The sequence below is a fragment of the Janthinobacterium sp. 61 genome, from assembly GCF_002846335.1.
GTDB lineage: Bacteria > Pseudomonadota > Gammaproteobacteria > Burkholderiales > Burkholderiaceae_D > Janthinobacterium.
Genome location: NZ_PJMQ01000001.1, coordinates 1,144,470 through 1,169,146, shown reverse-complemented (window position 1 = coordinate 1,169,146; position 24,677 = coordinate 1,144,470). Strand labels below are relative to the sequence as shown.

Genomic DNA, 24,677 nt, shown 5'->3' with positions numbered 1-24,677 from the left:
TAACATCTGCTGGCGACTATCCGTCCATCATCCACTTCCGGCTGCCTCCCATGCCCGCTTCTCCCCATCTTAACCGCTGCCAGCCTTGCTGGACAATACTGGCCCTGTTCGGCTGGCCGCTGCTATCGGCGGCCGCGCCACAGCAACTTCTGCTGAATCCGCAACAGATCAGCCGTGCCGGCATCGCCACCACGCCGGCAGTCGCCACGCTGGCCGGCGAAGGGACGCCGGCGGGCAACGACCTGGTCCTGTCGGGCACCGTGGTGGCGCCGCCCAGCTCGGGCGCCGTGGCCAGCGCCGTGCAGGGCGGCGTGGTACAGCAGGTGCACGTGACGCCGCTGCAACAGGTGCGTGCAGGCATGCCGCTGCTAACCCTGTACAGCCAGGGCTGGCTGGAGTGGCAGCGCGCCTACCTGGAAAAGGCCAGTGCGGCGCGGCTGGCGCATGCCAGGCTGGCGCGCGACGAAGGACTGTACGGCGACGGCATCATCGCCCGTGCCCGTCTTGATGAAAGCCGCGATGCGGCGCAGCTGGCCACGCTGGCGGCCAGCGAACGCGAACAGGCGCTGCGCAGCGCCGGCCTCGATGGCGTGGCGCTGCGGCGCCTGCGCGAACAACGCACGCTGTCGCCCCTTCTGACGGTGCGCGCCAGCCGCGCCGGCAGCGTGCTGGCATTGCCTGTCGAGGAGGGGCAGCATGTCGAAGCGGGCGCGCTGCTGGCCCGCATGGCCGCCAGCGGCCCCCTGTGGGTGCAGCTGCAGGCGAGCCGTGTGCAACTGCCGCTGCTGCACGTGGGCGACCTGCTGCAGGTGGACGGCTGCGCAAGGCTGCGCGTGACGGCCATCTCTCCCGTCGTCGACGGCGCCACGCAAAGCGCGCAGCTGCGCGCACAGCAAGTGGGCCAGGATCCGTGCCTGAAGGTGAACGCCTTTGTCGAAGCGCGCCTGCTGCGCCCGGCGCAACGGGCGGGCGCGGTGGGCGGCGTGGCCGTACCGGCCGTGGCGCTGGTGCACGGCATGGGCGAGGCGCGGCAAGACTATGTCTTTGTCGCCAACGCCAGGGGCTTCCTGGTCACCCCCGTGCAAGCCACGCCGGCCGGCGGCGGCATGGCCTGGGTGCGCGGCGCACTGGCCGCAGGCGACGCGGTGGCGGTACGCGGCCTGGCGGCCCTCAAGGGCAGCTGGAGCGGCCTGGGACAAGCTGCGGACGCGCCCGCCCAAGGAGGCAAGTGATGCTGGCCCGCCTGATCGCCCTGTCGCTGTCGCAGCGCATGCTGGTACTGGTACTGGCCGCGCTGATGGCGGCGGCCGGCGTGCAAGCCTTCCGCGCGCTCCCCATCGACGCCTTTCCCGATGTCGCCGGCACCCAGGTCAAGCTGATCCTGAAAGCGCCCGGCATGACGCCGGAAGAAGTCGAGGCGCGCATCGTCGCCCCCATCGAGCAGGAACTGCTGGGCATACCGCGCCAGGCCGTGCTGCGCTCGCAGTCCAAGTATGCGATCGCCGACATCACACTGGACTTCCAGGAAGGCACGGACGTCTTCTGGGCGCGCCAGCAGGTGAGCGAGCGGCTGGCTGGCGTGCTGAAGGACTTGCCTGCCTCCGTCAGCGGCGGCCTGGCGCCCATCACCACGCCGCTGGGTGAAATCTTCATGTTCACCATCGAGGGGCCTTTGAGCCTGATGGAAAAACGCACCTTGCTCGAATGGACCATCCGTCCACAGCTGCGCAACATCGCCGGCGTAGCCGACGTCAATTCCCTTGGCGGCATGGTGCGCAGCTTCGAAGTGGTACCCGACCTGGCCGCCCTGGCCGCGCGCGGCCTGTCGCTGGCCCAGCTGCAGCAGGCACTGGAAGCGAACAACCGCAGCGACGGCGCGGGCCGCCTGGGCAGCGGCGAAGAGGCGCTGCTGATCCGCAGCGACGCGGGCATCCGCACGCTCGCTGACGTGCGCGCCATCGGCATCGCGCGGCGCGGCGACATGGCGGTGAACGTGGGCCAGGTGGCCACGGTGCGCATCGGCCAGCTGACGCGCTACGGCGCCGTCACGCAGGACGGGCGCGGCGAAGCCGTGCAGGCGCTGGTGCTGGCCATGCGCGGCTCGAATGCACAGCAAGTGGTGCAGCAAGTGCGCGCCCGCCTCGATGCGCTGGGCCCCAGCCTGCCCAAAGGCACCCGCATCAGCACCTTCTACGACCGCGGCAAGCTGGTGGAGCGGGCCGTGGCCAGCGTCACGGGCGCCCTGGCCGAAGCCACCGTGCTGGTGATCGTGCTGCTGACTGTTTTTCTGGGCAACTTGCGCTCGGCGCTGGTGGTCGCCTGCATCCTGCCGCTGGCGGCGCTGGGCACCTTCCTGCTTATGCAGGCATATGGCCTGAGCGCCAACCTGATGTCGCTGGGCGGCCTGGCCATCGCCATCGGCATGCTGGTCGATGCGGCCGTCGTGGTGGTGGAAAACATCGAGGCCCATGGCGCCCATGCCCAGCCGGGCGTGCCGCGCCTGCACCGCATCTACCGGGCCGTGCGCGAGGTTGCCCTGCCCGTCAGCGCCGGCATGCTGGTGATCATGATCGTCTTCCTGCCCCTGCTGACCCTGCAGGGCCTGGAAGGCAAGCTGTTCGCCCCCGTGGCACTGACCATCCTCTTCGCGCTGGCCGCCTCGCTGCTGCTGTCGCTGACCGTCATTCCCGTGCTCGCCTCGCTGCTGCTGTCCGAACGCCACGCGGGCACGCCGCGCCTGGTGCAGAAAATGGAAGCGGCCTACCTGGCTCTGCTCGGGCGCGCCCTGCGCCGCGAGCGCCTGGTCGGCGGCGTGGCCGTGGCGGCGCTGCTGCTGGCCGCCGGCGTCTTCCTGCACGTGGGCAAATCGTTCATGCCCACGCTGGACGAAGGCGACATCATCATGCAGATCGAAAAACTGCCATCCGTGAACTTGCAGGAATCGGCGCGCCTGGACCAGGCCATCCAGCGCCGCATCCTGGAACAGGTGCCCGAGGTGCAGCGCATCGTGGCACGCCTGGGGTCGGACGAACTGGGACTCGATCCCATGGGCCTGAACGAAACGGACTCCTTCCTCGTGCTCAAGCCGCGCGCGCAATGGCGCAGCGCGGACAAGGAAGCGCTGGTCGATGCCTTGCGGGCGGCCACGGCAAGCTTTCCAGGCGTCAACATCAGCTTTACCCAGCCCATCGAAATGCGTACCTCTGAAATGCTGTCCGGCGTGCGCGGCGACGTGGCCGTCAAGATCTACGGCCCGGACAGCAAGGCGCTGGGCGCGCTGGCCGCGCGCATCGTGACGCAGCTGCAAACGCTGGCCGGCAGTGAAGATGTGCTGACGACTCAAAACTCGGGCGTGCAATACCTGCAAGTCGATATCGACCGCGTGGCGGCCGCCCGCCTGGGCCTCTCCGTGGAACAGATCCAGGGCGATTTGCGCACCCTTGTCGAAGGGCGCCAGGCGGGCATCGTCATCGAAGGCGGCAAGCGACTGCCCCTGCTGCTGCGCGGCGGCGAACAGCTGCAGCTGTCGGCCGACCTGTTCCAGCAGCTGCGGCTGCCCATGGCCGACGGCCCGGCCATCGCCTTGAGCCAGGTGGCCAGCCTGCGCACGGTCGACGGCCCCGTCAAGGTGGAACGGGAAAACGCCGCGCGCCTGGTGGTGGTGCGCGCCAATGTGCGCGGCCGCGACCTGGTCGGCTTTGTCGACGAGGCCAAGGCCCTGGTGGCGCGCCAGGTGCCGCTGCCGCCAGGCTACCGCATTGCCTGGGGCGGCCAGTTCGAGAACCAGCAGCGTGCGGCAGCCCGCCTGGCGCTGGTCGTGCCTGTGGCGCTGGCACTGATCTTCCTGCTGCTGTTCTGTACCTTGCGCAGCATCCGGCAAACCCTGCTGGTGCTGGTCAACATCCCGTTCGCGCTGACGGGCGGCGTGTATGCGCTGGCCCTGACGGGCGAATACCTGTCCGTGCCCGCCTCGGTGGGCTTCATCGCGCTGATGGGCATCGCCGTGCTCAATGGCCTGGTGATGATCACCTGTTTCAACGATCTGCATGCGCGCGGCGCGGCCGTCGGCGAACTGGTCCTGCAAGGCGCCGTCCGGCGTTTTCGTCCCGTCATGATGACGGCCTGTATTACAGGCCTGGGCCTGGTGCCGCTGTTGCTGGCCACGGGGCCTGGCTCGGAAATCCAGAAGCCGCTGGCCATCGTCGTCATCGGTGGCCTGCTCAGCGCCACCGTGCTGACCCTCGTGCTGCTGCCCCTGCTGTTCCGCCGCTACGGCGTGGCGCGGCCATCTGTCCCTACCATTGCCCTGACTGGAGCCCACCATGCAGCACCCTGACCATTCCCCCTGCGACGCCATGCTGACGCTGGCCATGCCCGTAGCCCTCGAAGAGGACGTCCTCGATTTCCTGCTGCTGCACCCGGCTTGGGCGGCCGGTTTTTCCGTGCTCGATGCGCAAGGCATGGGACCGGGCGCCGCCTACCCCTCCAGCCTGGAGCAAGTACGGGGACGGGGACGGCGCAAGCTGGTCCTGATCGCCGGCGCCGATACCAACTTGCGCCTGCTCGTGCAGGCGCTGGCGGCACAGCTGCCCAAGCCCGACATCGCCTACTGGATCAGCCCCGTGCTGTGCCACGGGAGGCTGGCATGAAGGCGCGCGCCCTGGCGCTGCTGTTCCTCGCGGCGGGAGCGCAGGCGGCGCCTGGCAACCCTTCCGCGCTGCCGCCCGAAGCCGAGGTGCGGCGCGTGCTGGCCAGCCTGCCTGCGCTGCGCCAGGGGATGCAAAACACCGAACTGGCCGGCGCGGAACGGGCCAAACTGGCGGCCGGCCCCTATGAATGGACGGTGCGTGCCGGCGCCAGCCGGCGCACCGCCCCCGGCGCGGAACGCTACCTGGAGCAGGAAGTGGCGCTGGAACGGCCCCTGCGCTGGTTCGGCAAGGCCAGCCTGGACCAGGCGCTGGGCGAGCAAGGGCTGACTGTGGCGCGCGCGCTGCATGGCGACGCCTGGCACGAGGCGGGACGCACCCTGCTGCGCGACTGGTTCGACGCGCTGCGCGACCTGGCCGGCGTAGCGCGGCTGGAAGAGCAGCTGGCCGTGACGCAGCGCTTGCAATCGATTGCTGCGCGCCGCGTGCAGGCCGGCGACGGCGCCGCGCTCGACTTGCTGCAGGCCGACACGGAACAGCGGCGCGTGCTGGCCCTGTTGCAACAGGCGCGCCAGCGCAGCGAACAGACGCTCGCGCTGCTGGCCATCAGCTACCCCGGCTTGCCGCGTCCGCTGGCCGACTCGCTGCCACTGCCGCAAGCCGGCAGCGAAGCCGTAGACGGCTTGGCCGAGCGCATCGTGCACGACAACCACGAACTGCAGCTGGCCCAGGCGGAAGCGGACCTGTACGCCATGCGCGCCAGCCGGCTGGCCAGCGACGCCATGCCCGACCCGACGCTGGCACTGCGGGCCGCGCGCGAGCGCGACGGCCAGGAGCGGGTATTCGGCGTCAGCCTGTCGTTTCCCCTGCCCGGCGCCGGACGTGCAGCGGACAAGTCGGCGGCGGCCATCAAGGCTTCGATGGCGCGCGAACGGGTGGCGCAGACACAGCTGCGCGTCGCTTTGGCGGCCCGGCGTGCCGCCAGCGACAGCGTGCATAGCCACGCAATATGGACTACATTGCAAGAGGTACAACAACAAACCATCCGCCAGGCCGAACTGATGCAGCGCGCCTACCAGGCGGGCGAATGCACGCTGGCCGAAGCGCTGGCCGGCAGGCGGCAGGCGCTCGACGCGGCGCTGACGGCGCAGACAGCCCAGATCGAGGCGCTGGCGGCCCAGGCGCGCCTGCAGCTCGACGCCCACGCCATCTGGTCCATCGACTGATGCGGCGCTTACACGATTCATCCATGCGACTCACCGAAAAGGAAACACCATGAACACCGAGAAATGGACGACGCAAGACTGGCGCTATGCAGCTCCGGCACGCCTGCTGCACTGGCTGATGGCGGTGCTGATCCCCGTTATGCTGGCCTTGGGCTGGTATATGATGGAGGTCGAAGACGATCCCGGCAGCGAGGTGTACTTCAATCTGCATAAATCGCTGGGCCTGCTGCTATTGCTGCTGCTCGCCGCGCGCGCCGCCTGGCGCCTGGGCCACAGGCCGGCAAGCCTGCCGCCGTCCGTGGCGCCGTGGCAAGCGCGCCTGTCGCGCCTGGGCCACTGCCTGCTGTACGCGGGCATGCTGCTGGTGCCTGCCGCTGGCCTGGCGGGGGCGCTGCTAAGCAAGAGCGGCGTGGCCTTCTTCGGTTTGGTGCTGCCGCGCTGGTTTGCGCCCAACCATGCGCTGGCCGAACAGTGGTTCGGCCTGCATGAACTGGGCGCCTGGACCCTGGCCGGTCTGATCGTGCTGCATGTACTGGCGGGCGTCAAACATCTGCTGCTGGACAAGGACGGCGTCTTCCAGCGCATGCTGTAGCGCGCACCGCCCTTCAGCCTGTCTTCATGCGGCGCTTAGCCGTGCTTCATGCAGGGCGCCGATGTTCCCACCCCACACCAGGGGGTAGCACATAAGCAGAAGCGGCTGCGTCGATCCAGGAAGCGGCGCGGTGGCCTAAGAATCGGCCTGCTGCCTACAGCCAGCCCTCGCGCTTCAAGCGCCGGTGTAGCCAGTAGCAGCCGGCGACAATGACAACGATCACGGCCGGATAGCTGCCGCGCCACTTCAGCTCCGGCATGAATTCGAAGTTCATGCCGTACAGGCTGAAGACCATGGTGGGTACGGCCAGGATGGCGGCCCAGGCGGCCAGGCGTTTGACCACCTCGTTCTGGCGGATGGAAATTTGCCCCAGCGCCACCTGCATGGCCGAATTGACCAGTTCGCGCATCTGTCCCGCCGTGTGCGTGACCCGTTTGACGTGATCGAGAATGTCGCGGTAATAGATGCGGTTTTCCTTGGGCACGATATCGCCATGGAAACGGATCAGCTGAGTGCAAATGTCATGCAGGGGATTGACGGCCGCGTCCAGCTTCAGCAGCTCCGTCTTGAGCTGGTAGAAATCCTGCAGCTTGTCTTCGGAGAGACTGGGCTTGAACAGTTGCAGCTCATAGTGCTGGAAGCGGGACTGCAAATGGTCGATGCAGGGCTGGTACTGGTCGACGATGAAGTCGATGATGGAATACAGCACGTAGCCGGGGCCGCTCGCCAGTTTCTCGGGCACGCTTTCCTTGCGCTCACGCAACTTCGCATAGCCGGCCGAGGCGCCGTGGCGCACCGTGATGATGAAGCGGGGGCCGAGAAAGACGTGGGTTTCGCCGTAAACGATGGCGTCGCCGTCGAGGGTGGCCGTGTGCATCACCATGAACAGGGTGTCGCCGTATTCTTCCAGCTTGGGCCGCTCGTGCGCGCCCTGCGCATCCTCGACCGCCAGTTCATGCAAGCCGAAGGCCGATTGCAACGCCTGCATGGCCGTGACGTCGGGGCTGGCCATGCCGATCCAGACGAAACAATCGGAGTCGCCGAGGAAGTCGCCCACCTTGTCGATGTCGAAATGGGCGATTTTCTTGCCATCGCGATAGGCTTCGCAATTGACGACGGCGGCGTGGGTACTCAGGTCCATGGTGATTTTCTAAGAATGGCGGCAATATCGGGGGGCCAGTATAGCGGAAAGACCGTGATTGCCCTGCCAACGGAGCTTGCCGCATTGACATTCAGGCGCGCCAATGTAAAATGAGAACCATTCGCATTTAAGAAGGGCCTGCATGCGCCAGCGGCACGGGACTTTCGCGCCAACCTGGAGTGTGCCGTGACGTATGCCGTATCGCCTGCCGCCGATTCTTTAGCTCATCTGTATGTCCAGCACCACCCCTGGCTGCTGCGCTGGCTGCGCGGAAAATTGTCTTGCACGGATCACGCGGCCGACCTGGCGCAGGATACCTTCGTCAAGCTGCTGGCCACGCCCGACGAACGCGCCGTCACCCTGCGCGAGCCGCGCGCCTACCTGACTACCGTGGCGCGCCGCCTGCTGATCGACCATTACCGTCGCCAGTCGCTGGAGCAGGCATGGCTGGCCACCCTGGCGCAGCTGCCCGCCCCCGTCACGCCGTCGGCGGAAGACCGCTTGCTGATCCTGGAAACCCTGCACCAGATCGACGCCATGCTCGACGGCCTGGGTGCGAAAGTGCGCACGGCCTTCCTGCTGTCGCAGCTGGAAGGCATGGCGTATGCGGACATCGCCGCGCGCCTGAGCGTCAGCGAGCGCACTGTCAAGCGCTACATGGTGCAGGCGTTCGAACGATGCATCCTGCTGCTGGCCTGACATGAGCGCAGCCCTCGATGCGCGCGCCGCGCGCGAAGCGGCGCACTGGATGATGCGCCTGCAAGGCGGCGAACTGGACGCTGCCGCGCAACAGGGACTGGCCCGCTGGCGCGCCGCTCACGCCGACCATGAAACGGCGTGGCAGCGGGCCGAGCAAGTGTGCCGCACCTTTGGCATGCTGCCCCCGCCGCTGGCCATGCCGTTGTCCAGGCAAGTGCTGGACCGCCCGGCCCGCGCCCAGCGCCGCGCCATCCTGAGAACCCTGGCCGTGCTGATCGTCGCCGGGCCAGCCGGCTGGGCCTTGCTGCGCGTGGCGCCATGGCAGGCATGGACGGCCGACCTGCACACGGCCACGGGAGAAATCCGCCATGTCCCCCTGGCCGATGGCAGCGCGCTGAGCCTGAATACGGCCAGTACCGCCGACATCGTCTTCGGCGCGTCCCTGCGCCTGGTGCACCTGCGTGCCGGCGAAATCCACGTGGCGACCAGCCCCGATTCCCTGCGGCGGCCCTTCCTCGTGCGCACCAGCAATGGCAGCATCCGCGCCATCGGCACGCGCTTCACGGTGCGCCAGGAGGACCGCCTGCTGGGCGCGCATACCCACGTGGCCGTGTCACAGGGCGCCGTCGAAGTGCGGCCCGCCGATGGAAGGCCCGTCATCGTGCAGGCGGGCTGGCAAGCCAGTTTCGATGGAATGGCCGCCAGCGCGCCGCGGCCGCTGGCACCGCATGCGGCCGCCTGGCTCAAGGGCCTGCTGTACGCGGACGACACGCCGCTGGCCGACGTGCTGACGCAGCTGGCCCGCTACCGCCCCGGCGTGGTGCGCTGCGATCCGGTCGTGGCGCGGCTGCGCGTGTCGGGCGTGTACCAGTTGCGCGACACGGACGCCCTGCTGGCCCTGTTGCAGGCGTCGCTGCCCATCCGCGTACGGCGCCACAGCCGTTGGTGGATTTCTGTCGAGTCCGCATAAAGTTTTTGGAAAAGTATGTCCCTTTCGCGCATGTACCCCGTCAATCCACACAGGACCAACACATGAACGAAGGGAAACACCTGATGAAGCACCCCCGCCACACTACCATGACCCTGGCCCTGCTGGGCAGCCTGGCCTTGGCCGCGCCCGCATTCGCCCAGCAGCAACCGCAGCAGGCGCCCGCGCGCCACTACCAGGTGGCGCCCGGCCCCATCGGCACGGCCCTGTCCGCGTTTGCGGCCGACGCCGGCGTCAGCATTTCCGGCGCCGCCAGCCTGTATGCGGGCTTGCACAGCCGCGGTTTGAACGGCAACTACCAGGTGGCTGACGGTTTCGCCCGCCTGCTCGATGGCAGCGGCCTCATTGCCGTCGACCAGGGCGGCGGCCACTACGCCGTGCGCAGGCTGCCCTCGATAGCCGACGCGGCCACCCTGCCCGGCATCTCCGTGCGCGCCACGGCCGAACGCAGCACCAGCACGGAAGGCACGGGTTCGTACACGACGCCGGCCACGGCCAGCGCCACGGGACTGGTGCTGTCGCTGCGCGAGACGCCGCAATCGGTCAGCGTCATCACGCGCCAGCGCATGGACGACCAGGACTTGCTGACAGTGCGCGACGTGCTGCGCAACACGCCCGGCATCGCCGTCAACCAGTTCGACACGGAACGCAGCACCTTTTCCGCGCGCGGCTTCGACGTCGACAATTTCCAGTACGACGGCGTGCCCACCACTTACAAGGTGCAGTATTCTGGCGGCGAGTCGGAAATGGACTCGCTGATCTACGACCGCGTGGAAGTGACGCGGGGCGCCACGGGCTTGCTGACGGGCGCCGGCTACCCGTCGGCCTCGATCAATCTGGTGCGCAAGCGCGCCAGCGCCAGGCAATTCGAAGGGCAATGGTCGCTGGCGGCCGGCTCGTGGAGCGATTACCGGGGCACGCTCGACCTGGCCACGCCGCTGAACGGGGACGGCTCCGTGCGCGGCCGGGTGGCGGGCGCCTGGCAGGACCGCAAATCGTTTACCAATGGCTATTCGAACCAGCGCCAGCTCGCCTACGCGACCGTCGAGGCGGACCTGGCTCCCGGCAGCGTGGCCATGGTGGGCGCCAGCTACCAGAAGAACGATCCGAAAGGCAGCAACTGGGGCGGCTTCCCCCTGTGGTACAGCGACGGCTCGCGCACCGATTTCGACCGTTCCGTCACGACGGCGCCCCGCTGGGCCGCCTGGGCCACGGAACAGACGAATGTGCACGCCACCCTGGAACACGCGCTGGGCCAGGGCTGGAAGGCGCAGGCGCAAGCCATGTACAGCAAGCACACGGAAGACACGCCGCTGGTGTTCCTGGCCGAGCGGCCGGACCGCATCACGGGCCTGGGCATGCTCGGCTACCCGAACCGCTACATCGGCGCGCGCGACCAGAGCAGCGCCGACGTGAAGCTGTCCGGCCCGCTTACCCTGGGCGGACGCCAGCATGAAGTCATCGTCGGCGCCAATTACACGCTGCAGCACGCCGAGTTCAGCGTCAAGGAAGCGCTCGACCCTGAACCGATCGGCAATTTCCTCGCCTGGGATGGCAGCTACCCGCAGCCGGCCTGGGGCGAACCCGTGCTGTCGGAAAAATATACCACCAAGCAATATGGCGCGTATGGCGCCGCGCGCCTGAATCTGGCCGAGAACACCAAGCTGATCCTCGGTGGACGCTTGAGCCGCTGGGACAAGGAGCGCATCGGCTTTGACGGCAGCGCCCGCTTTGCCTTCGCCAAGAGCAAGTTTGTTCCCTACGCGGGCGTGGTGGTGGACCTCAACGACACGTATTCGCTGTATGCCAGCTACACGGACATCTTCCGCCCTCAGGAAAACCAGGACCGCACAGGTGCCTGGCTGGACCCGCTGACAGGGCAAAGCATGGAAGTGGGCTTGAAGGGAGAACTGGCGGAGGGCCGGGCCAACGGTTCCATCGGCATCTTTGAAATCAAGCAGGACAAGCTGGCCCAGCCGGACGGCGCGCACCGCGTCCCCGGCACCACCACGCAAGCGTATTATGCGGCGCGGGGTGCCACCAGCCGCGGCATCGAGGGGGAATTGTCGGGCCGCGTGGCGCCGGGCTGGAATGTGACGGCCAGCGCCAGCCACTTCCGGGCCAGGGACCGCGAGCAGCAGGACATCAACACCCTGTCGCCCCGCTCGACGGCGCGATTGTTTACCACCTGGAAAGTCAAGCCCGGCCTCACCGTGGGCGGCGGCGTCAACTGGCAAAGCAAGTTCTACTTTGACGACGAAGGGCCGAACGGCAAGGAGCGCGTGACGCAGGAGGCCTACAGCACGGTGAGCCTGATGGCCACGTACCAGCTGTCGCGCCAGTTGACGGCCCAGCTGAACGTGGAAAACGTGCTGGATAAAAAATACATCAACATCAATACCTATGCGCAAGGCACGTATGGCGCGCCGCGCAGCGTGCGGGGAACCTTGACGTACCGGTTCTGAACCCCGGCACCGGAGCAGGCCAGGCGCGACGGCTCCGGTTTTTTACATTGCTAGAGAGCGATAGCGGTGGCGATGCCACCGCGCCATCGCGCATCGCGGCCATCAGCAGCGGTACATCGGACGGCAAGTGGAAGTGTGCAACCGGCTCGCAGGCGCTGGGACAGATCGCCGACGGCGCCGGCGATACCTTGCAGATATCTGGCCTCGCCCACTACCCGTATCTGGGGCATCGGCACACACGCTAATCTTAACCAGGGCATCATCACGGGTCCCGGTGCCGCACATGATGGCGGCGCCGGCATCTATAGCACGCAAGATGCGCCAGTTGGACGGGGCCGGGAATTCCGCCTGAATGCCCGCATCAATCCCGCACATTTGAATATGACCGAAACGACTTGCACGGGAGCATAGTACGCCCCTCCCCGGCCGGCAACGCGGCAAGGCGCCGACGGCCTTGCTCCTCCCTGCATGGCATTACCCCATCGACATGACCGCGTTCAGCGCGCGCCGCAACTCCTTCAGCCGGGGCGGCTTGCCCAGCACGCAGTCGACGTGTTCGGGGAAATCGCTGTCGGCAGCCAGGCGCTGGCCCCAGCCCGTGAGCATGATGATGGGCGTGTCCGGCGAGCACTGGCGCACCGCGCTGGCCACCTTGCGCCCGTCCACGTGGGGCATGCCCAGGTCCGTGATGACCACCGCAAAGTGTTCGTGCCGGTCGCGCGCGGCCAGGAAGCAATCGATGCCGGCCTGCCCCCCATCGGCGGACACCACTTCGTGGCCATCGATTTCCAGGATGTCGCGCAGGGACTTGAGCACCATCGGATCATCGTCCACCACGAGGATGCGCAGGCGCGGCGGCACGGCGTGGGCCGTGTCGGGCGCTTCCTCCCCCTCGCCTGCCGCGCAGGCGGGAAAAGCCAGGCGCACCGCCGTGCCCTGCCCCGGCGCCGTGAGGATGTCGATGCTGGCGCCATGGCGCTCCATCATGCCGTACACCATGGCCAGGCCCAGGCCCGTTCCCCGCTCGCCCTTGGTGGTGAAAAACGGTTCCAGGCAGCGGCGGCGCGTATTCTCATCCATGCCGATGCCCGTATCGCCCACCTCGATCTGCACCTGGCGCGCCGCCTGGCCGGGCACCCCGATGCAGCTGGTGCGCACAGTCAGGGTGCCGCCGTCCGGCATGGCGTCGACGGCATTGAAGACCAGGTTGGTCAGCGCTTCGCGCAGTTCGCCCACGCTGCCGGGCAGCATGGGCAACTCGTCCGCCAGCTTCGTGCGCAGGGCGATGACGATGCCGCGCTGCTGCGGCATGTCGCTCCAGCGCGCGCGCGTCAGGTCGAGCACCTGCTGCACCACCAGGTTGGCATTGATGGGCGACAGCGCCAGTTGCGGTTCGCGCTGGCGGTAGAATTCGCGCATGCGCGCCACCGTGGCGGCCACGTCGTCGATGGCGCGCTCGATCACTTCCAGGCAATGCCGGCCCTGTGGACTGAGGCTGGTTTCCGTCTCCAGCAGCGATTCCGTGTACAGGGCCACGGGGGAAATGGCGTTATTGATGTCGTGCGCGATGCCGCTGGCCATCTGCCCCAGCGCGCGCAAGCGTTCCTGCTGCATCACCGATTGCTGCGTCTGGCGCAAATCATCATACGCGCGCTGCAGTGCGCCGTAGAGCTGAGCCTGGTTGGCGGCCAGCGCCACGTGCTCGCTCAGCTGGCTGAGGAACTCGCATTCACCGCTGGTGAAGCTGTGCGCAGTGCGGCGCGCCACGATCAGGATACCGAAAACCGTGTTTTCGGCCAGCAGCGGCGCCATGACGAGGGCGCGCAAGCCCCCTTGCGCCAGCCGCTGTGGAAACGGAAACGCTACCTCGGCGATATCGGATTCATACACGAGCTTACCGCGCACGCAGCTCGACAGGCCATTCTCGTCGATGGGGATGTGCGCCTGTTCGCCCATCATGAAGGCGTGCGCCAGCGCTTCGCTGCGCACGCCCACGCACGTTACCTGCAGCGCGTGCTGGGACGGCTCGTACAGGCAGATGCAGCTGAAATCGATGGGCAGCTGGTCTTCCAGGCTGCGCACCACCACCTGGAAGATGCTGCGCAAGTCCTGCCGCTCGCCGATCGAGCGCGTGATCTGCTGCAGCAGGTTCAGGCGCTCGAGCTGCTCATGCACCTTGCGCTCGGCCAGCTGGCGCTCGGCGATCTGCGTTTCCAGGGCGGCATTCGTGTGCGCCAGCTCGTCGCGCGAGACGGTGGTGCGGCGCAGCTTTTCCGTCATGCCGTCGAAGGCGCGCGCCAGGTCGCCGATTTCATTTTTGGTGTGCACGCCCAGCGCAAAATCGAGCTTGCCGGCGCCGACGATCAAGGTCCCCTGGCGCAGCTTTTCCAGCGGTCCCGTGACGCTGGTCATGGTGAAGTAAATCAGGCCGGCCACCAGGGCGATGATCACGCCGCCAAACAACATCACGGCGACATTGGCCCGCTGCTGCGCATCGAGCACGCCTTGCCGGCTCAATTCGGACAGCCGCATCGCATCCGAGATCATGCCCTGCACCTTGCCCATGATCTGGCCGGACAGGCGCGACTCCAGTTCGCCCAGCACCTCGCGCCGCAGCGGGTCCTGCCCCAGCTCGCGGTGATTCGCCACAAACAGCTCGAACAGAGCGCCCACGCCGGCCAGGTCGGTCTGCAATTCGCGCAGCAACGCGCGCTCCTCGCCGGTGCTGAAGGCGGGCGTGGACAGCAAGCCCGTGGACAGCGATTCGCTGCGCAGCTGCCACTGGGCGCGCGTGCGCGCGCCGTGGTGCAGCGCATATTCGATCGACAGGTAGCGCAGCGACGTGACGGCTTGCAGGATATCGCCCGCAGCCTTGTTCTTCGCCAGTTCGCGCTGCATCGCCATGGTGGTGGAGAACAGCATGGCGACGATGATGGCCACGAGCACCACGCAAAACAGTTCTGCCAGCTTGAAGCGCGTTACGATTTTCACGGTGGCTTTCTCAATGAATGACCGTCACGGCCGATGGCGCCACGGCTTCCAGGCCGTCCAGGTAGACGGCATCGAGGAAGTTCGGCATCTCGCCGCGTTCGGCCAGCCGGTTCTTGATGGCCCAGCGCGCCTCGTCTTCCAGCGCCAGCAGCAAGCCCTGGTCGAGCACGATGCCGAACTGATAACCGTGCCAGGCCGCTTGCAGGCGCGCCGCCTCGCTGGCCGACGCCGTGGTAAACAGGGCGCGCGCGGCGTCGGGTTCGTCGCGGCAAAAGCGCGCCCCGGCCAGCAGCGCGCGCAGCACCTTGCGCATCGTCGCCGGATGACTGCGCACATAATCGCCCGTGCCGGCCACGTTGAACAGGCCCGCATACACGTCTTCGCCATAGAAGATGGCCGCGTTGCCAGCGATAGCATGCGTCATGCCCGTCAGGAACGGTTCCCAGCCGGCCGCCGCGTCGACATCGCCCCGGGCCAGCGCACCGGCCAGCTTGTCCGGCGTGTAGTTGCGCAAGGTGACTTCAGCGGGCAACAGTTTCTGGCGGTTCAAAAAAGCGTCCAGCGTGAAATGGCCGGAGGTGCCCAGGGTGACGCCGATGCGCTTGCCTTTCAGGCTGGCGGGCGTAGACACGCCGCGGTCCAGGCGCCCCACGATGCCGTGGTCGCGCTCGGCCTCGAAAATGCTGGCGATGATGACGACGGACTGGTTCTTCAGGCTGGCCAGCACCACGGGGATGTCGGAAACGGTGCCCAGGTCGGCCCTGCCCCCCAACACGGCTTCCATCGACGCCTTGCCCGAGGAATACGGTTGCAGCAGCGCGTCGATGCCTTCACGCGCAAAATAGCCCTGTGCGCGCGCGGCCAGCACGGGGCAGCTGCCCACATATTCCGCATTCACGGCCACGCGCAATACTTCCACGGGGCCGGGCGGCGGGCCAGGACGGGCATTGAGCAGCCAGACGGCTGCAGCGGCCAGCGCCAGCAGCACTGCGGCCGCCAGCCAGATCGCCCGCCGCACCGGCGCCTCGCCATTCATGCGCTGCGCTGCGCCGTGGCCGATTCCAGCGCACTGTTGATGGCCTCGGAAAACGCCACCACGTCGATCGGCTTGGTGAGATAGCGGTAGAAGCCCGCCGCCAGCCCCTGGCGTACATCTCCCGGCCCGGCCATGGCCGTCAGGGCGATGACGGGGATATGCGCGGTGCGGGCATCGGCGCGCAGCAGCTGCATGACTTGCGTGCCGCTGATATCGGGCAGGTCGCTGTCCATCAGAATCAGTTGCGGCAGGTGGCGGCGCGCCAGCTCCAGGCCCGTCTGGCCGTCGCCGGCCGACAGCAGGTCAAGATCGGGGCGAAAATGGATCAGGCCCGCCACCAGGGCCAGATTCAGGGGATTGTCTTCCACATACAGCAGCGTCTTGCGGTCCGGCAGCCGTATCGTTTCTGCGGGTCGGGCAATGGCGGACAGGCGTGGGCTTTCCTGCAGCGGCTGGCGCGCCGGGCAACTGGCGATATCGAGCCAGAAGGTGGTGCCGCGTCCGGGCGTGCTGTCCACGCCCAGCCTGGCCTGCATGGCTTCGGCCAGGCGCTTGCTGACCACCAGCCCCAGGCCCGTGCCCTCTTCGTCGCGCGCATCGCGTCCCAGGCGGTTGTAGGGCTGGAACAGCGCCTCCAGCTGCGCGCTACTCATGCCACCGCCCGTGTCGCGCACGGAAAGGCGCAGTTGCCGCGCATCGACGGGCTGGCAATCAACGTGGATCTCGCCCTGTTCACGGTTGTACTTGACGGCGTTCGACAGCAGGTTGAGCAGCACCTGCTTGAGGCGCGTGCGGTCGGCCAGCACATGCATGCCGCCCGCATCGACGAAGGTCAAGGTGATGCCGCGCTTGTGCGCCAGCGGTTCCATCATTTGCCAGCATTCATGGTAGATGCCGGCCAGTTCCACGGCTTCCATCGCCAGCGACATATTGCCCGACTCGATCCTGCCGATATCGAGGATATCGTTGATCAGGGTCAGCAAATGCCGGCCCGCGCCGAAAATGTGCGAGGCAAAGGTTTTCTTTTCCTGCGCCGTCGAGGGGATGGAATCGGACATCAGCATCTGCGAAAAGCCCAGGATGGCGTTGAGCGGCGTGCGCAGCTCGTGGCTCATGCTGGACAGGAAATTGGTCTTTTCCTGGTTCGCCCGCTCGGCCACTTCGCGGGCCAGCTGCAAATCCTTGTTCATGGCGTCGAGTTCGGCCGTGTGCTGGCGCAGCAGCAATTCCAGGCGCGCATTGGCGATGCGCAGCTGGCGTGTTTCCAGCGCCCGCGCCAGTATCAGCAGGATGCCCGATACCTTGAACGGCTTGACCACATAATCGAGCGCGCCCGCCTTCATGGCCTGCACGGCCGAGGCAATCGTGCCTTCGCCCGTCATGATGACGCAGGCCAGGTCCGGATCGATCAGGCGCGCCGCTTCCACCACGGCGATGCCGTTCATGCCCGGCATCATCAGGTCGACCAGCAGCAGATCGAACGATTCGACGGCTAGCAGGGACAGCGCCGCCTCGCCCGAAGCCAGCCCCGTCGTGTCATACGCCTGCCCCCGCAAGGTATCGCACAGCGCGTGCACATGCGCCAGTTCGTCATCGACGATGAGGATACGCGGCGGCATTGATGAGCTATTCATGCATTCTCCTGGCGGCATGACCTTGCGGACCGGGAACTTGCCCCGCAGCATGCGTTCCGAGCATAGCACTTGAAAATTACCAAAAATACACGCTTTGTCACGCGCGCGGCGGCGCAACGGTGCTAGGTGACCTCGGGTAGCCCACGCAGCAGCTTGTCCAGGGTCAGCGGATAGTGGCGCACCCTCACCCCCGTGGCGTTATGCACGGCATTCGCGATGGCCGCCGCCACGCCGCAGATGCCCAGCTCGCCCACGCCCTTGGCTTTCATGGGCGAGGATATGGGGTCTGTTTCGTCCAGGAAAATGACGTCCTGGTGCGGGATGTCGGCGTGCACGGGCACTTCGTAGCCGGCCAGGTCGTGGTTGACGAAAAAGCCGCGGCGCCGGTCGACCACCAGTTCTTCCATCAGGGCCGCACCCACGCCCATGGTCATGGCGCCGATCACCTGGCTGCGCGCCGCTTTCGGATTCAGGATGCGGCCGGCCGCGCAGACGGCCAGCATGCGGCGCACGCGCACTTCGCCCGTGTCGCTGTCCACGCCCACTTCCACGAAATGGGCGCCAAACGTGGATTGCTGGAATTTTTTGTCGAGGTCGCCGTATTCCATGTGGTCTTCCGCCACCACATCGCCATGCAAGGCAGCGGCAGCGAGCGGCACGCTGCGCTCGCCCTGACTTACTTGCCCATCGGAAAAGCGCGCTTGATTTTCGTCAAAGCCCAGCTTGCCTGCGATGGCCTGGCGCAAGCGCACGCAAGCCGCATACACGCCCGCCGTGGAACTGTTGCCGCCCCATTGCCCGCCCGAACCGGCCGAGACGGGAAAATCCGAGTCGCCCAGGCGCACGACGACGCGGTTCAGGGTCACGCCCAGCATTTCCGCCGCCGTCTGGGCAATGATGGTGTAGCTGCCCGTGCCGATGTCCGTCATGTCCGTTTCCACCGTGATCATGCCCTTGCCGTCCAGGCGCACCCGGGCGGCGGACCGCATGACGAGATTATTGCGGAAGGCAGCCGCCACGCCCATGCCCACCAGCCAGCGGCCGTCGCGCCGCTTGCCGGGCTGTGCTTGCCGCTCCTTCCAGCCAAATTCCACGGCGCCCGTGCGCAGGCAATCGATCAGGCGGCGCTGGGAAAACGGGCGGCCCGGTTTTTCCGGGTCCACTTTCGTGTCGTTCAAGATGCGCAAGACGACGGGGTCCATGTTCAGCTTTTCCGCCATCTCGTCCATGGCGATTTCCAGCGCCATCAAGCCCGGCGCCTCGCCCGGCGCGCGCATGGAGTTACCTTCCGGCAAGTCGAGTACGGCCAGGCGCATGGCCGTCATGCGGTTTGGCCCCGCGTACAGCAGCCGCGTCTGCATCACGGCAGTTTCCGGCTGCCCGCCTTTGAGGTCGCCCGACCACGATTCGTGGCCGATGGCCGTGATCTTGCCGTCGCGCGTGGCGCCAATGCGCAGGCGCTGGATGGTGGCGGGCCGGTGCGTGGTGTTGTTGAACATCAAGGGCCGCGTCAGGGCCACCTTTACGGGACGCTGTGCCGCGCGCGCGCCCAGGGCCGCCAGCAGCGCTTCGGCGCGCAAGAACAGCTTGCCGCCGAAACCGCCGCCGATATAGGGCGAGACGATGCGCACCTGGTCTTTCGCAATGCCAAGGGTGCGGGCCAGGTCGCCCCTGCTCCAGTCCACCATCTGGTTCGCCGTCCAGAGCGTCAGCTTGCCCCCCTCCCAGGCGGCAATCGAGGCGTGCGGCTCCATCATGGCATGTGACTGGTCAGGCGTCGTGTAGCTGGCGTCCAGGCGCACGGGGGCATGGGCAAAGGCGCCGGCAAAATTGCCAGCCTTGCTGTCGGGCTTGCCGTCCTTCGGCTTGGCCGCCGTGTTCTTCGCCTTGGCCAAGTCGAACGCGCCCGGCTGCTCGATGTACTTTACGTCGAGTAACTGCGCGGCCGAGCGTGCTTGTTCGAAGGTTTCCGCCACCACCAGCGCGATGGCCTGGTGATAGTGCTCAATCTCCGGGCCGCCCAGCAGATGCGCCGTGTTCATCTTGCCTTTGCCCAGTTTTCCTGCGGATTCCGCCGTCACCACGACCAGCACCCCCGGTGCGCGCCGCGCGGCGCTGGTGTCGATGGAGGCGATGCGCCCCTTGGCGATGGCCGCGCCGACGACATGGCCGTAGGCGGCATGCGGCGCGGCGGCGTGCTGCTCGTACGCGTACGGCGCCGTGCCCGTGGTTTTCAGGGGGCCGTCGATGCGGTCCGTGGGGCGGCCTACGACTTTCAGCTGGTCGACGGGGTTGGTGGTGGCGGGTGTCGTGAATTTCATGGACTTAGCCTTTCATTACTGGTGTTTCCCTCAACACGGCTGCCACGGTACGCTGCGCCAGGATGAGCTTGTAGGCATTGTCGGCAGTCGGTTTGGCGCCGGCCAGCAGGCGTTCGTTCACGGCGGCGGCGCCAGCGGGCATCGCCTGCTCCGCGCCGGCAACCCGCCACGGCTGCGGCGCGACGCCGCCCAGAGCCAGCCTGCCCGTGCCATCGGGCAAGATAATCGCCGCCACGGACACCAGCGCGAACGCGTAAGAAGCGCGGTCGCGCACCTTGCGATAGACGTGCGTGCCGCCGACGGGCGGGGGCAAGGTCACGCTGGTGATCAGTTCGCCCGGCTGCAGCAGCGTTTCCAGCTGCGGCGTGGTGCCCGGCAAGCGGTAAAAATCGGCAATCGGGATGGTGCGCACGGCACCGTCGGCCCGCACGGTATCGATGCCGGCGTCGAGTACGCGCATGGCCACGGCCATGTCGCTGGGATGCGTGGCGATGCAGGTATCGCTGCCGCCCAGGATGGCCAGCGGCCGGCTGAAACCCCCGATGGCCGAGCAGCCGCTCCCCGGCACGCGCTTGTTGCAGGCCTGGTTGGTGTCATAAAAATACGGGCAGCGGGTGCGCTGCAGCAGGTTACCCGCCGTCGTCGCCTTGTTGCGCAATTGTGCCGAAGCACCGGCCAGCAAGGCGCGCGACAATACGCCGTAATCGCGCCGCACCGTGGCGTGGGCGGCCAGCGCCGTGTTGCGTACCAGGGCGCCGATGCGCAAGCCGCCGTCCGCAGTCGTTTCCACCTTGTCCAAAGCCAGGCCATTGACATCGATCAAATGCGTAGGCGTTTCGATCTCCAGTTTCATCAGATCGAGCAGATTCGTGCCGCCGGCTATAAAGCGGGCACCCGGCGTGTGCAAGGCGGCGGCCGCCGCTTCGGCCGGCGTGGCAGCCTTCTGGTAGCTGAACACTCTCATGCCGGCCTCCCCGCCACCTCGGAAATCGCCTCGATGATGTTGGAATAGGCGCCGCAGCGGCAGAGATTGCCGCTCATGCGTTCGCGCAACTCTTCCGGCGTCGCCTGCGGGGCAGCGTTCAAGTCCACGCTGACGTGGCTGGGGATGCCCTGGCGGATTTCTCCCAGTGCAGCGACGGCAGAGCAGATTTGCCCCGGTGTGCAATAGCCACATTGATAGCCGTCATGCGCAATGAAGGCGGCCTGCATCGGGTGCAGCTTGTCGGGCGTGCCCAGTCCCTCGATGGTGGTGATGCGGGCGCCCTCGTGCATCACGGCCAAGCTCAGGCAGGCGTTGATGCGCTGGCCGTCCAGCATGACGGTGCAGGCGCCGCACTGGCCGTGGTCGCAGCCCTTTTTGGTTCCCGTCAGATGCAGGTGTTCGCGCAAGGCGTCGAGCAAGGTGGTGCGCGTGTCGAGTTCCAGGCTATGGCGCTGGCCGTTGATATCCAGATTGACCTTCATCAGGACGGGCGGCGCCTGGCCGGCTTGGGCCGCAGCATGGGCAGCTTCAGCGGCCCCGGCCACGCCGGGCACAGCCACGGCCGTGGCCGACAGCGCGCCGGCGATCAGCAAACCGCGCCGGCCGGCATTGATGTGATTACACTCTGTCATCTCGCGCTTCCTCCTGGCTGTGGACTGGCTGGGTGGGCGCTTGCAGGCCCGAAGTGCCAGTCTGGCGGCAGGAATGTGACGCGTCTGTACGCGAACGAACGTTCAGCCTCAGGCTGCGCCGGGTCGCGCAGACGCCGCCCAGCGCCGCATGGCCCGTGCGGGCCCTACCGCAACCAGGAAGCCCGGCAGCACCAGATATCCCCCAGCGCCAGCACATGGACGGATGCCGGGCTGCCTGTCATATTGCTATCGTGTCGCTATTGCGTGAGGGTGGAACGGCGTGGCAATGGGGTAGTGCCGAGTAATAATTCTTGTGTCAGCTGCAATAGCCTACACAGCAAACATGACGGCTTCGTGACATGCTTGCCATCAATAAATTTCGCCATGCGGGACGTCTGGCGCAGCAATTATTTCGGCTACACTGGCTGTTACTTTCCCTTTCTGACGCCTGATGATCGAAAAGAATCTGCCCGAACTGGTCATGCTGAAGCGTCTCATCGACGAGGGCGGCAGCCACCTGGAAGTGGCCGCGCCCTGCAGCATCGCCATGGATGGGCGCGACTTTCCCGTGTACTCCATCGCCTTGGGCAATCCCGGCCCCGACGTGCCCGCGCTGGGCTTTTTTGGCGGCATCCACGGCCTTGAACGCATCGGCACGCAAGTGCTTTTGTCCTTCCTGGAAAGCCTGATCGCGCGCCTGCGCTGGGATGCCACCCTGCACCAGCAGCTGGAAACCATGCGCCTCGTATTCATGCCGCTGGTCAACCCGGGCGGCATGTGGCAAGCCACGCGCTGCAATCCGCGCGGCGTGGACCTGATGCGCAACGCACCGCTGAGCGCGCGCGAAAAAGTGCCGTTCATGCTGGGTGGACAGCGCTACAGCGCCCGACTGCCCTGGTACCGGGGCGCAGCCGATGCGCCCATGGAGCAGGAAAGCCAGGCCGTGTGCGACCTGGTCGAGCGCGAGCTGCTGTCGCGCCAGTTCAGCATCGCCCTCGATTGCCATTCCGGCTTCGGCTTGCGCGACCGCATCTGGTTTCCCCATGCGCATACCAAGGTGCCGATAGAGCACCTGGCCGAGATCGGCGCCCTGGAAGAACTGTTCAGCCAAAGCTACCCCAACCACAACTATGTGTTCGAGCCGCAAAGCCGGCAATACCGCACGCATGGCGACCTGTGGGACTATCTGTACCTGAACGGCACCAGCTACAGCGGGCGCGTGTTCCTGCCGCTGACCCTGGAAATGGGCTCGTGGCTGTGGGTCAAGAAAAACCCGCGCCAGCTGTTCAACCGGGTCAGCATCTTCAACCCCACGGCCGCGCACCGCCTGCAGCGGGTGTTGCGGCGGCACCTGGTGTGGTTCGATTTCCTCATGCGCGCCGCCAGCAGCCACGGCCGCTGGATGCCGGAAGGCTTGCTGCGCAAGGCGCAGCGCCGGCGCGCCCTGGCGCAATGGTATGAGTCATGACGCAGCCCACCTGGATTTTATTGCGCGGCCTGATGCGCGAACAACGCCACTGGGGTGACTTCCCCGCCACCCTGGCGCGCGCCCTGCCCGGCGCCAGCATTGTCACGCCCGACTTGCCCGGCAATGGCAGGCGCCACGCGCAGGACAGCGCCACCCGTGTGGCAGATATGGTGGCAGCCTGCCGCCAGGACCTGTCGGCGCGGGGCATCGCTGCACCGTACCACTTGCTGGCCCTGTCGCTGGGCGGCATGGTGGCCGTCGAATGGGCTAGCCGCTACCCGCAGGAAATCGCCCGCTGCGTGCTGCTCAACACCAGCATGCGGCCGTTCAATCCGTTTTACCGGCGCCTGCGCTGGCAAAACTACGGCGCCCTGCTGCGCCAACTACTGCTGGGCGACCAACGCAGCCAGGAAGCGCTGATCTTGCGCCTGACCAGCCGCCGGCATGCACAGGGCAACGCCGCCCTGCTTGCCGACTGGTGTGCATATCAGCAAGAGTATCCCGTCAGCCGCCGCAACGCGCTGCGCCAGCTACTGTCGGCCGCCCGCTACCGCGCGCCCCTCATTCGCCCCGCCATGCCCGTGCTGGTGATGGCCGGCGCGCAAGACCAGCTGGTCGACCACCGCTGCTCGCAGCGCCTGGCGCGCGCCTGGCAGGCCGACTGCCTGATCCACCGCGACGCCGGGCACGACTTGCCGCTGGATGAAGGGGAATGGGTGGCGCAATCGGTGGCGCGCTGGCTGGGGGTGGACGCGGCAGTGCATGACAAGACCTCCACGACACAATCAATATGCCAATAGCAAACCTGACAGACCATACAGAACAGCTGACAGCGCTGGTGCAAGCCGGCGTGCAGGAACAGATTTTTCCAGGCGCGGCCTGGGCTATGGGCACCAGCGACCACGGCGTGGCGGGCGCGGCCGGGCGGCTCACGCCCGAGCCCGGCAGTGCAGCGATGCAGGTCGACACCTTGTTCGACATCGCTTCGCTGACCAAGATCATCAGCGTCTGGTCGCTGACGGGCTGGCTGCTGCGCAAAAATCGCCTGCGCCTGGACAGCTGCCTGGCCGACGTGCTGCCCGGCACGCAGGGCCATGCGCTGGCGCCCATCACGATTTTCCAGCTGCTCACCCATACGGCTGGCTTGCCGTTGCGCGCCCGCCTGCGCGCCAGCTATGGCGAGGTGTACGACGATATCGTGCGTGGCGTACTGCGCGAGCCGCTGGAAGGCACGCCGGGACTAGCCGTGCAATACACGGACCGCGCGGCCCTGATCCTCGGCCTGGTCATCGAGCGGCTGCTGGATCTGCCCCTGGACCAGGCCCTGGCCGAGCATGTCCTGCGGCCGCTGGGCATGGCTGCCACGGGCTTCGGCCCGCTGGCAGCTGCGCATGGCAAGCAGGTCGCGCCGACTGAATATTGCGAGCAGGCGGGCGCACACCTTTCTGGCGTCACGCATGATTTCTCCACCCGCCTGCTGGGGGGCGTGTGCGGCATCTCCGGGCTGTTTTCGAACGTACCCGACCTGCAGCGCTTCCTGCAGGCGATGCTGGCGCAGGACCTGCAGGGCGAGGTGCTGGACGCCAACTGGGTGCGCGCTTCGCTGACGGTGCAGACCGGTTCGCTGACTCCGTCGCGCGGCCTGTTCTGGCATCCGGCGGCAGGCACCGGGCCGGAAGACGACGTCTGGTGCCACCTGGGCTTCACCGGCACGGCCATGTGGATCAGCCCCAGGCGCGCCCGCTATGCGGTGCTGCTGACGAACAAGCTGTATTACACGCGCGATTTCACCAGGATCAACGCGCTGCGGAGCGACGTCATGCGCTGCGCATTCGGTCTCTAAGTTTTACAAC

At 66.9% G+C, this 24,677-nt stretch carries 19 protein-coding genes; 12 read left to right on the top strand and 7 right to left on the bottom strand.

What is annotated here, in order from left to right:
* Positions 1-50 precede the first annotated feature (50 nt).
* Genes CLU92_RS05500 through CLU92_RS05480 form a run of 5 tightly spaced genes read left to right on the top strand, consistent with a single transcriptional unit; the run spans position 51 to position 6,464 of the window.
* Positions 51-1,232 carry an efflux RND transporter periplasmic adaptor subunit gene (locus tag CLU92_RS05500; RefSeq protein WP_257560987.1) on the top strand — a complete coding sequence of 394 codons (1,182 nt, stop codon included), beginning with the start codon at positions 51-53 and terminating at the stop codon, positions 1,230-1,232.
* The gene (locus CLU92_RS05495) at positions 1,232-4,336 is read left to right on the top strand and encodes an efflux RND transporter permease subunit (RefSeq protein ID WP_101481067.1); all 3,105 of its coding nucleotides are present in this window, start codon (positions 1,232-1,234) and stop codon (positions 4,334-4,336) included. The genes CLU92_RS05500 and CLU92_RS05495 overlap by 1 nt, the downstream gene beginning before the upstream one ends.
* Complete coding sequence (locus tag CLU92_RS05490; protein WP_101481066.1) at positions 4,323-4,649, top strand: DUF3240 family protein; 327 nt, start codon at positions 4,323-4,325, stop codon at positions 4,647-4,649. Before CLU92_RS05495 ends, CLU92_RS05490 begins: the two co-directional genes overlap by 14 nt.
* A complete protein-coding gene (locus CLU92_RS05485) occupies positions 4,646-5,872 on the top strand; it encodes a TolC family protein (RefSeq protein WP_101481065.1) in 1,227 nt (408 codons plus the stop codon). The genes CLU92_RS05490 and CLU92_RS05485 overlap by 4 nt, the downstream gene beginning before the upstream one ends.
* Positions 5,873-5,921: 49 nt before the next feature.
* The gene (locus CLU92_RS05480) at positions 5,922-6,464 is read left to right on the top strand and encodes a cytochrome b (protein WP_101481064.1); all 543 of its coding nucleotides are present in this window, start codon (positions 5,922-5,924) and stop codon (positions 6,462-6,464) included.
* 154 nt (positions 6,465-6,618) lie between these two features.
* On the opposite strand, the gene CLU92_RS05475 is transcribed toward CLU92_RS05480, so the two are convergent.
* On the bottom strand, positions 6,619-7,605 hold the full coding sequence (locus CLU92_RS05475) for a magnesium and cobalt transport protein CorA (protein ID WP_101481063.1): 987 nt from the start codon (positions 7,603-7,605) through the stop codon (positions 6,619-6,621).
* A 186-nt stretch (positions 7,606-7,791) separates the two neighbouring features.
* On the opposite strand from CLU92_RS05475, the gene CLU92_RS05470 reads away from it, so the two are divergent.
* The 4 genes from CLU92_RS05470 to CLU92_RS27400 all read left to right on the top strand — a co-directional run bounded on the left by CLU92_RS05470 (position 7,792) and on the right by CLU92_RS27400 (position 12,002).
* Positions 7,792-8,304, top strand: coding sequence for a sigma-70 family RNA polymerase sigma factor (locus CLU92_RS05470; RefSeq protein ID WP_101481062.1), 513 nt, complete (start codon positions 7,792-7,794; stop codon positions 8,302-8,304).
* Position 8,305: 1 nt separating this feature from the next.
* A complete protein-coding gene (locus CLU92_RS05465) occupies positions 8,306-9,274 on the top strand; it encodes a FecR domain-containing protein (RefSeq protein WP_101481061.1) in 969 nt (322 codons plus the stop codon).
* A 62-nt stretch (positions 9,275-9,336) separates the two neighbouring features.
* Positions 9,337-11,757 carry a TonB-dependent receptor gene (locus CLU92_RS05460; RefSeq protein ID WP_257560986.1) on the top strand — a complete coding sequence of 807 codons (2,421 nt, stop codon included), beginning with the start codon at positions 9,337-9,339 and terminating at the stop codon, positions 11,755-11,757.
* A gap of 47 nt (positions 11,758-11,804) precedes the next feature.
* Positions 11,805-12,002 (top strand): hypothetical protein, encoded by a 198-nt coding sequence (locus CLU92_RS27400; RefSeq protein WP_143452546.1) that lies wholly within the window; start codon positions 11,805-11,807, stop codon positions 12,000-12,002.
* A gap of 229 nt (positions 12,003-12,231) precedes the next feature.
* Here CLU92_RS27400 and CLU92_RS05455 read toward each other — a convergent pair whose 3' ends face one another.
* From CLU92_RS05455 to paoA, 6 genes are all read right to left on the bottom strand, one after another.
* On the bottom strand, positions 12,232-14,748 hold the full coding sequence (locus CLU92_RS05455; RefSeq protein WP_101481059.1) for an ATP-binding protein: 2,517 nt from the start codon (positions 14,746-14,748) through the stop codon (positions 12,232-12,234).
* 10 nt (positions 14,749-14,758) lie between these two features.
* Positions 14,759-15,784, bottom strand: a complete 1,026-nt coding sequence (locus tag CLU92_RS05450; protein ID WP_101481058.1) for an ABC transporter substrate-binding protein — start codon at positions 15,782-15,784, stop codon at positions 14,759-14,761.
* Positions 15,781-17,418, bottom strand: coding sequence for a response regulator (locus CLU92_RS05445; RefSeq protein WP_257560985.1), 1,638 nt, complete (start codon positions 17,416-17,418; stop codon positions 15,781-15,783). The genes CLU92_RS05450 and CLU92_RS05445 overlap by 4 nt, the downstream gene beginning before the upstream one ends.
* A 122-nt stretch (positions 17,419-17,540) precedes the next feature.
* On the bottom strand, positions 17,541-19,739 hold the full coding sequence (paoC, locus tag CLU92_RS05440; protein ID WP_101481056.1) for an aldehyde oxidoreductase molybdenum-binding subunit PaoC: 2,199 nt from the start codon (positions 19,737-19,739) through the stop codon (positions 17,541-17,543).
* A gap of 4 nt (positions 19,740-19,743) precedes the next feature.
* Positions 19,744-20,703: a xanthine dehydrogenase family protein subunit M gene (locus tag CLU92_RS05435; protein ID WP_101481055.1), complete on the bottom strand. Its 960-nt coding sequence runs from the start codon at positions 20,701-20,703 to the stop codon at positions 19,744-19,746.
* A complete protein-coding gene (gene paoA, locus CLU92_RS05430; RefSeq protein WP_101481054.1) occupies positions 20,700-21,356 on the bottom strand; it encodes an aldehyde dehydrogenase iron-sulfur subunit PaoA in 657 nt (218 codons plus the stop codon). Before paoA ends, CLU92_RS05435 begins: the two co-directional genes overlap by 4 nt.
* A 451-nt stretch (positions 21,357-21,807) precedes the next feature.
* On the opposite strand from paoA, the gene CLU92_RS05425 reads away from it, so the two are divergent.
* Genes CLU92_RS05425 through CLU92_RS05415 form a run of 3 tightly spaced genes read left to right on the top strand, consistent with a single transcriptional unit; the run spans position 21,808 to position 24,667 of the window.
* Entirely contained in the window at positions 21,808-22,824 is a 1,017-nt protein-coding gene (locus CLU92_RS05425) for a M14 family zinc carboxypeptidase (RefSeq protein ID WP_101481053.1), read from the top strand.
* Positions 22,821-23,624 (top strand): alpha/beta fold hydrolase, encoded by an 804-nt coding sequence (locus CLU92_RS05420; RefSeq protein ID WP_101481052.1) that lies wholly within the window; start codon positions 22,821-22,823, stop codon positions 23,622-23,624. Before CLU92_RS05425 ends, CLU92_RS05420 begins: the two co-directional genes overlap by 4 nt.
* Positions 23,615-24,667, top strand: coding sequence for a serine hydrolase (locus tag CLU92_RS05415; protein ID WP_101481051.1), 1,053 nt, complete (start codon positions 23,615-23,617; stop codon positions 24,665-24,667). The genes CLU92_RS05420 and CLU92_RS05415 overlap by 10 nt, the downstream gene beginning before the upstream one ends.
* Positions 24,668-24,677 lie beyond the last annotated feature (10 nt).

What these genes read in the sequence shown, in the direction of transcription:
- paoC (WP_101481056.1), bottom strand. Translation starts at nt 19,739, where the DNA reads ATGAAATTCACGACACCCGCCACCACCAACCCCGTCGACCAGCTGAAA.
- CLU92_RS05490 (WP_101481066.1), top strand. Translation starts at nt 4,323, where the DNA reads ATGCAGCACCCTGACCATTCCCCCTGCGACGCCATGCTGACGCTGGCC.
- CLU92_RS05485 (WP_101481065.1), top strand. Translation starts at nt 4,646, where the DNA reads ATGAAGGCGCGCGCCCTGGCGCTGCTGTTCCTCGCGGCGGGAGCGCAG.
- CLU92_RS05445 (WP_257560985.1), bottom strand. Translation starts at nt 17,418, where the DNA reads ATGAATAGCTCATCAATGCCGCCGCGTATCCTCATCGTCGATGACGAA.
- CLU92_RS05460 (WP_257560986.1), top strand. Translation starts at nt 9,337, where the DNA reads ATGAACGAAGGGAAACACCTGATGAAGCACCCCCGCCACACTACCATG.
- CLU92_RS05435 (WP_101481055.1), bottom strand. Translation starts at nt 20,703, where the DNA reads ATGAGAGTGTTCAGCTACCAGAAGGCTGCCACGCCGGCCGAAGCGGCG.
- paoA (WP_101481054.1), bottom strand. Translation starts at nt 21,356, where the DNA reads ATGACAGAGTGTAATCACATCAATGCCGGCCGGCGCGGTTTGCTGATC.
- CLU92_RS05415 (WP_101481051.1), top strand. Translation starts at nt 23,615, where the DNA reads ATGCCAATAGCAAACCTGACAGACCATACAGAACAGCTGACAGCGCTG.
- CLU92_RS05500 (WP_257560987.1), top strand. Translation starts at nt 51, where the DNA reads ATGCCCGCTTCTCCCCATCTTAACCGCTGCCAGCCTTGCTGGACAATA.
- CLU92_RS05495 (WP_101481067.1), top strand. Translation starts at nt 1,232, where the DNA reads ATGCTGGCCCGCCTGATCGCCCTGTCGCTGTCGCAGCGCATGCTGGTA.
- CLU92_RS05480 (WP_101481064.1), top strand. Translation starts at nt 5,922, where the DNA reads ATGAACACCGAGAAATGGACGACGCAAGACTGGCGCTATGCAGCTCCG.
- CLU92_RS05425 (WP_101481053.1), top strand. Translation starts at nt 21,808, where the DNA reads ATGATCGAAAAGAATCTGCCCGAACTGGTCATGCTGAAGCGTCTCATC.
- CLU92_RS05465 (WP_101481061.1), top strand. Translation starts at nt 8,306, where the DNA reads ATGAGCGCAGCCCTCGATGCGCGCGCCGCGCGCGAAGCGGCGCACTGG.
- CLU92_RS05475 (WP_101481063.1), bottom strand. Translation starts at nt 7,605, where the DNA reads ATGGACCTGAGTACCCACGCCGCCGTCGTCAATTGCGAAGCCTATCGC.
- CLU92_RS05420 (WP_101481052.1), top strand. Translation starts at nt 22,821, where the DNA reads ATGACGCAGCCCACCTGGATTTTATTGCGCGGCCTGATGCGCGAACAA.
- CLU92_RS05450 (WP_101481058.1), bottom strand. Translation starts at nt 15,784, where the DNA reads ATGAATGGCGAGGCGCCGGTGCGGCGGGCGATCTGGCTGGCGGCCGCA.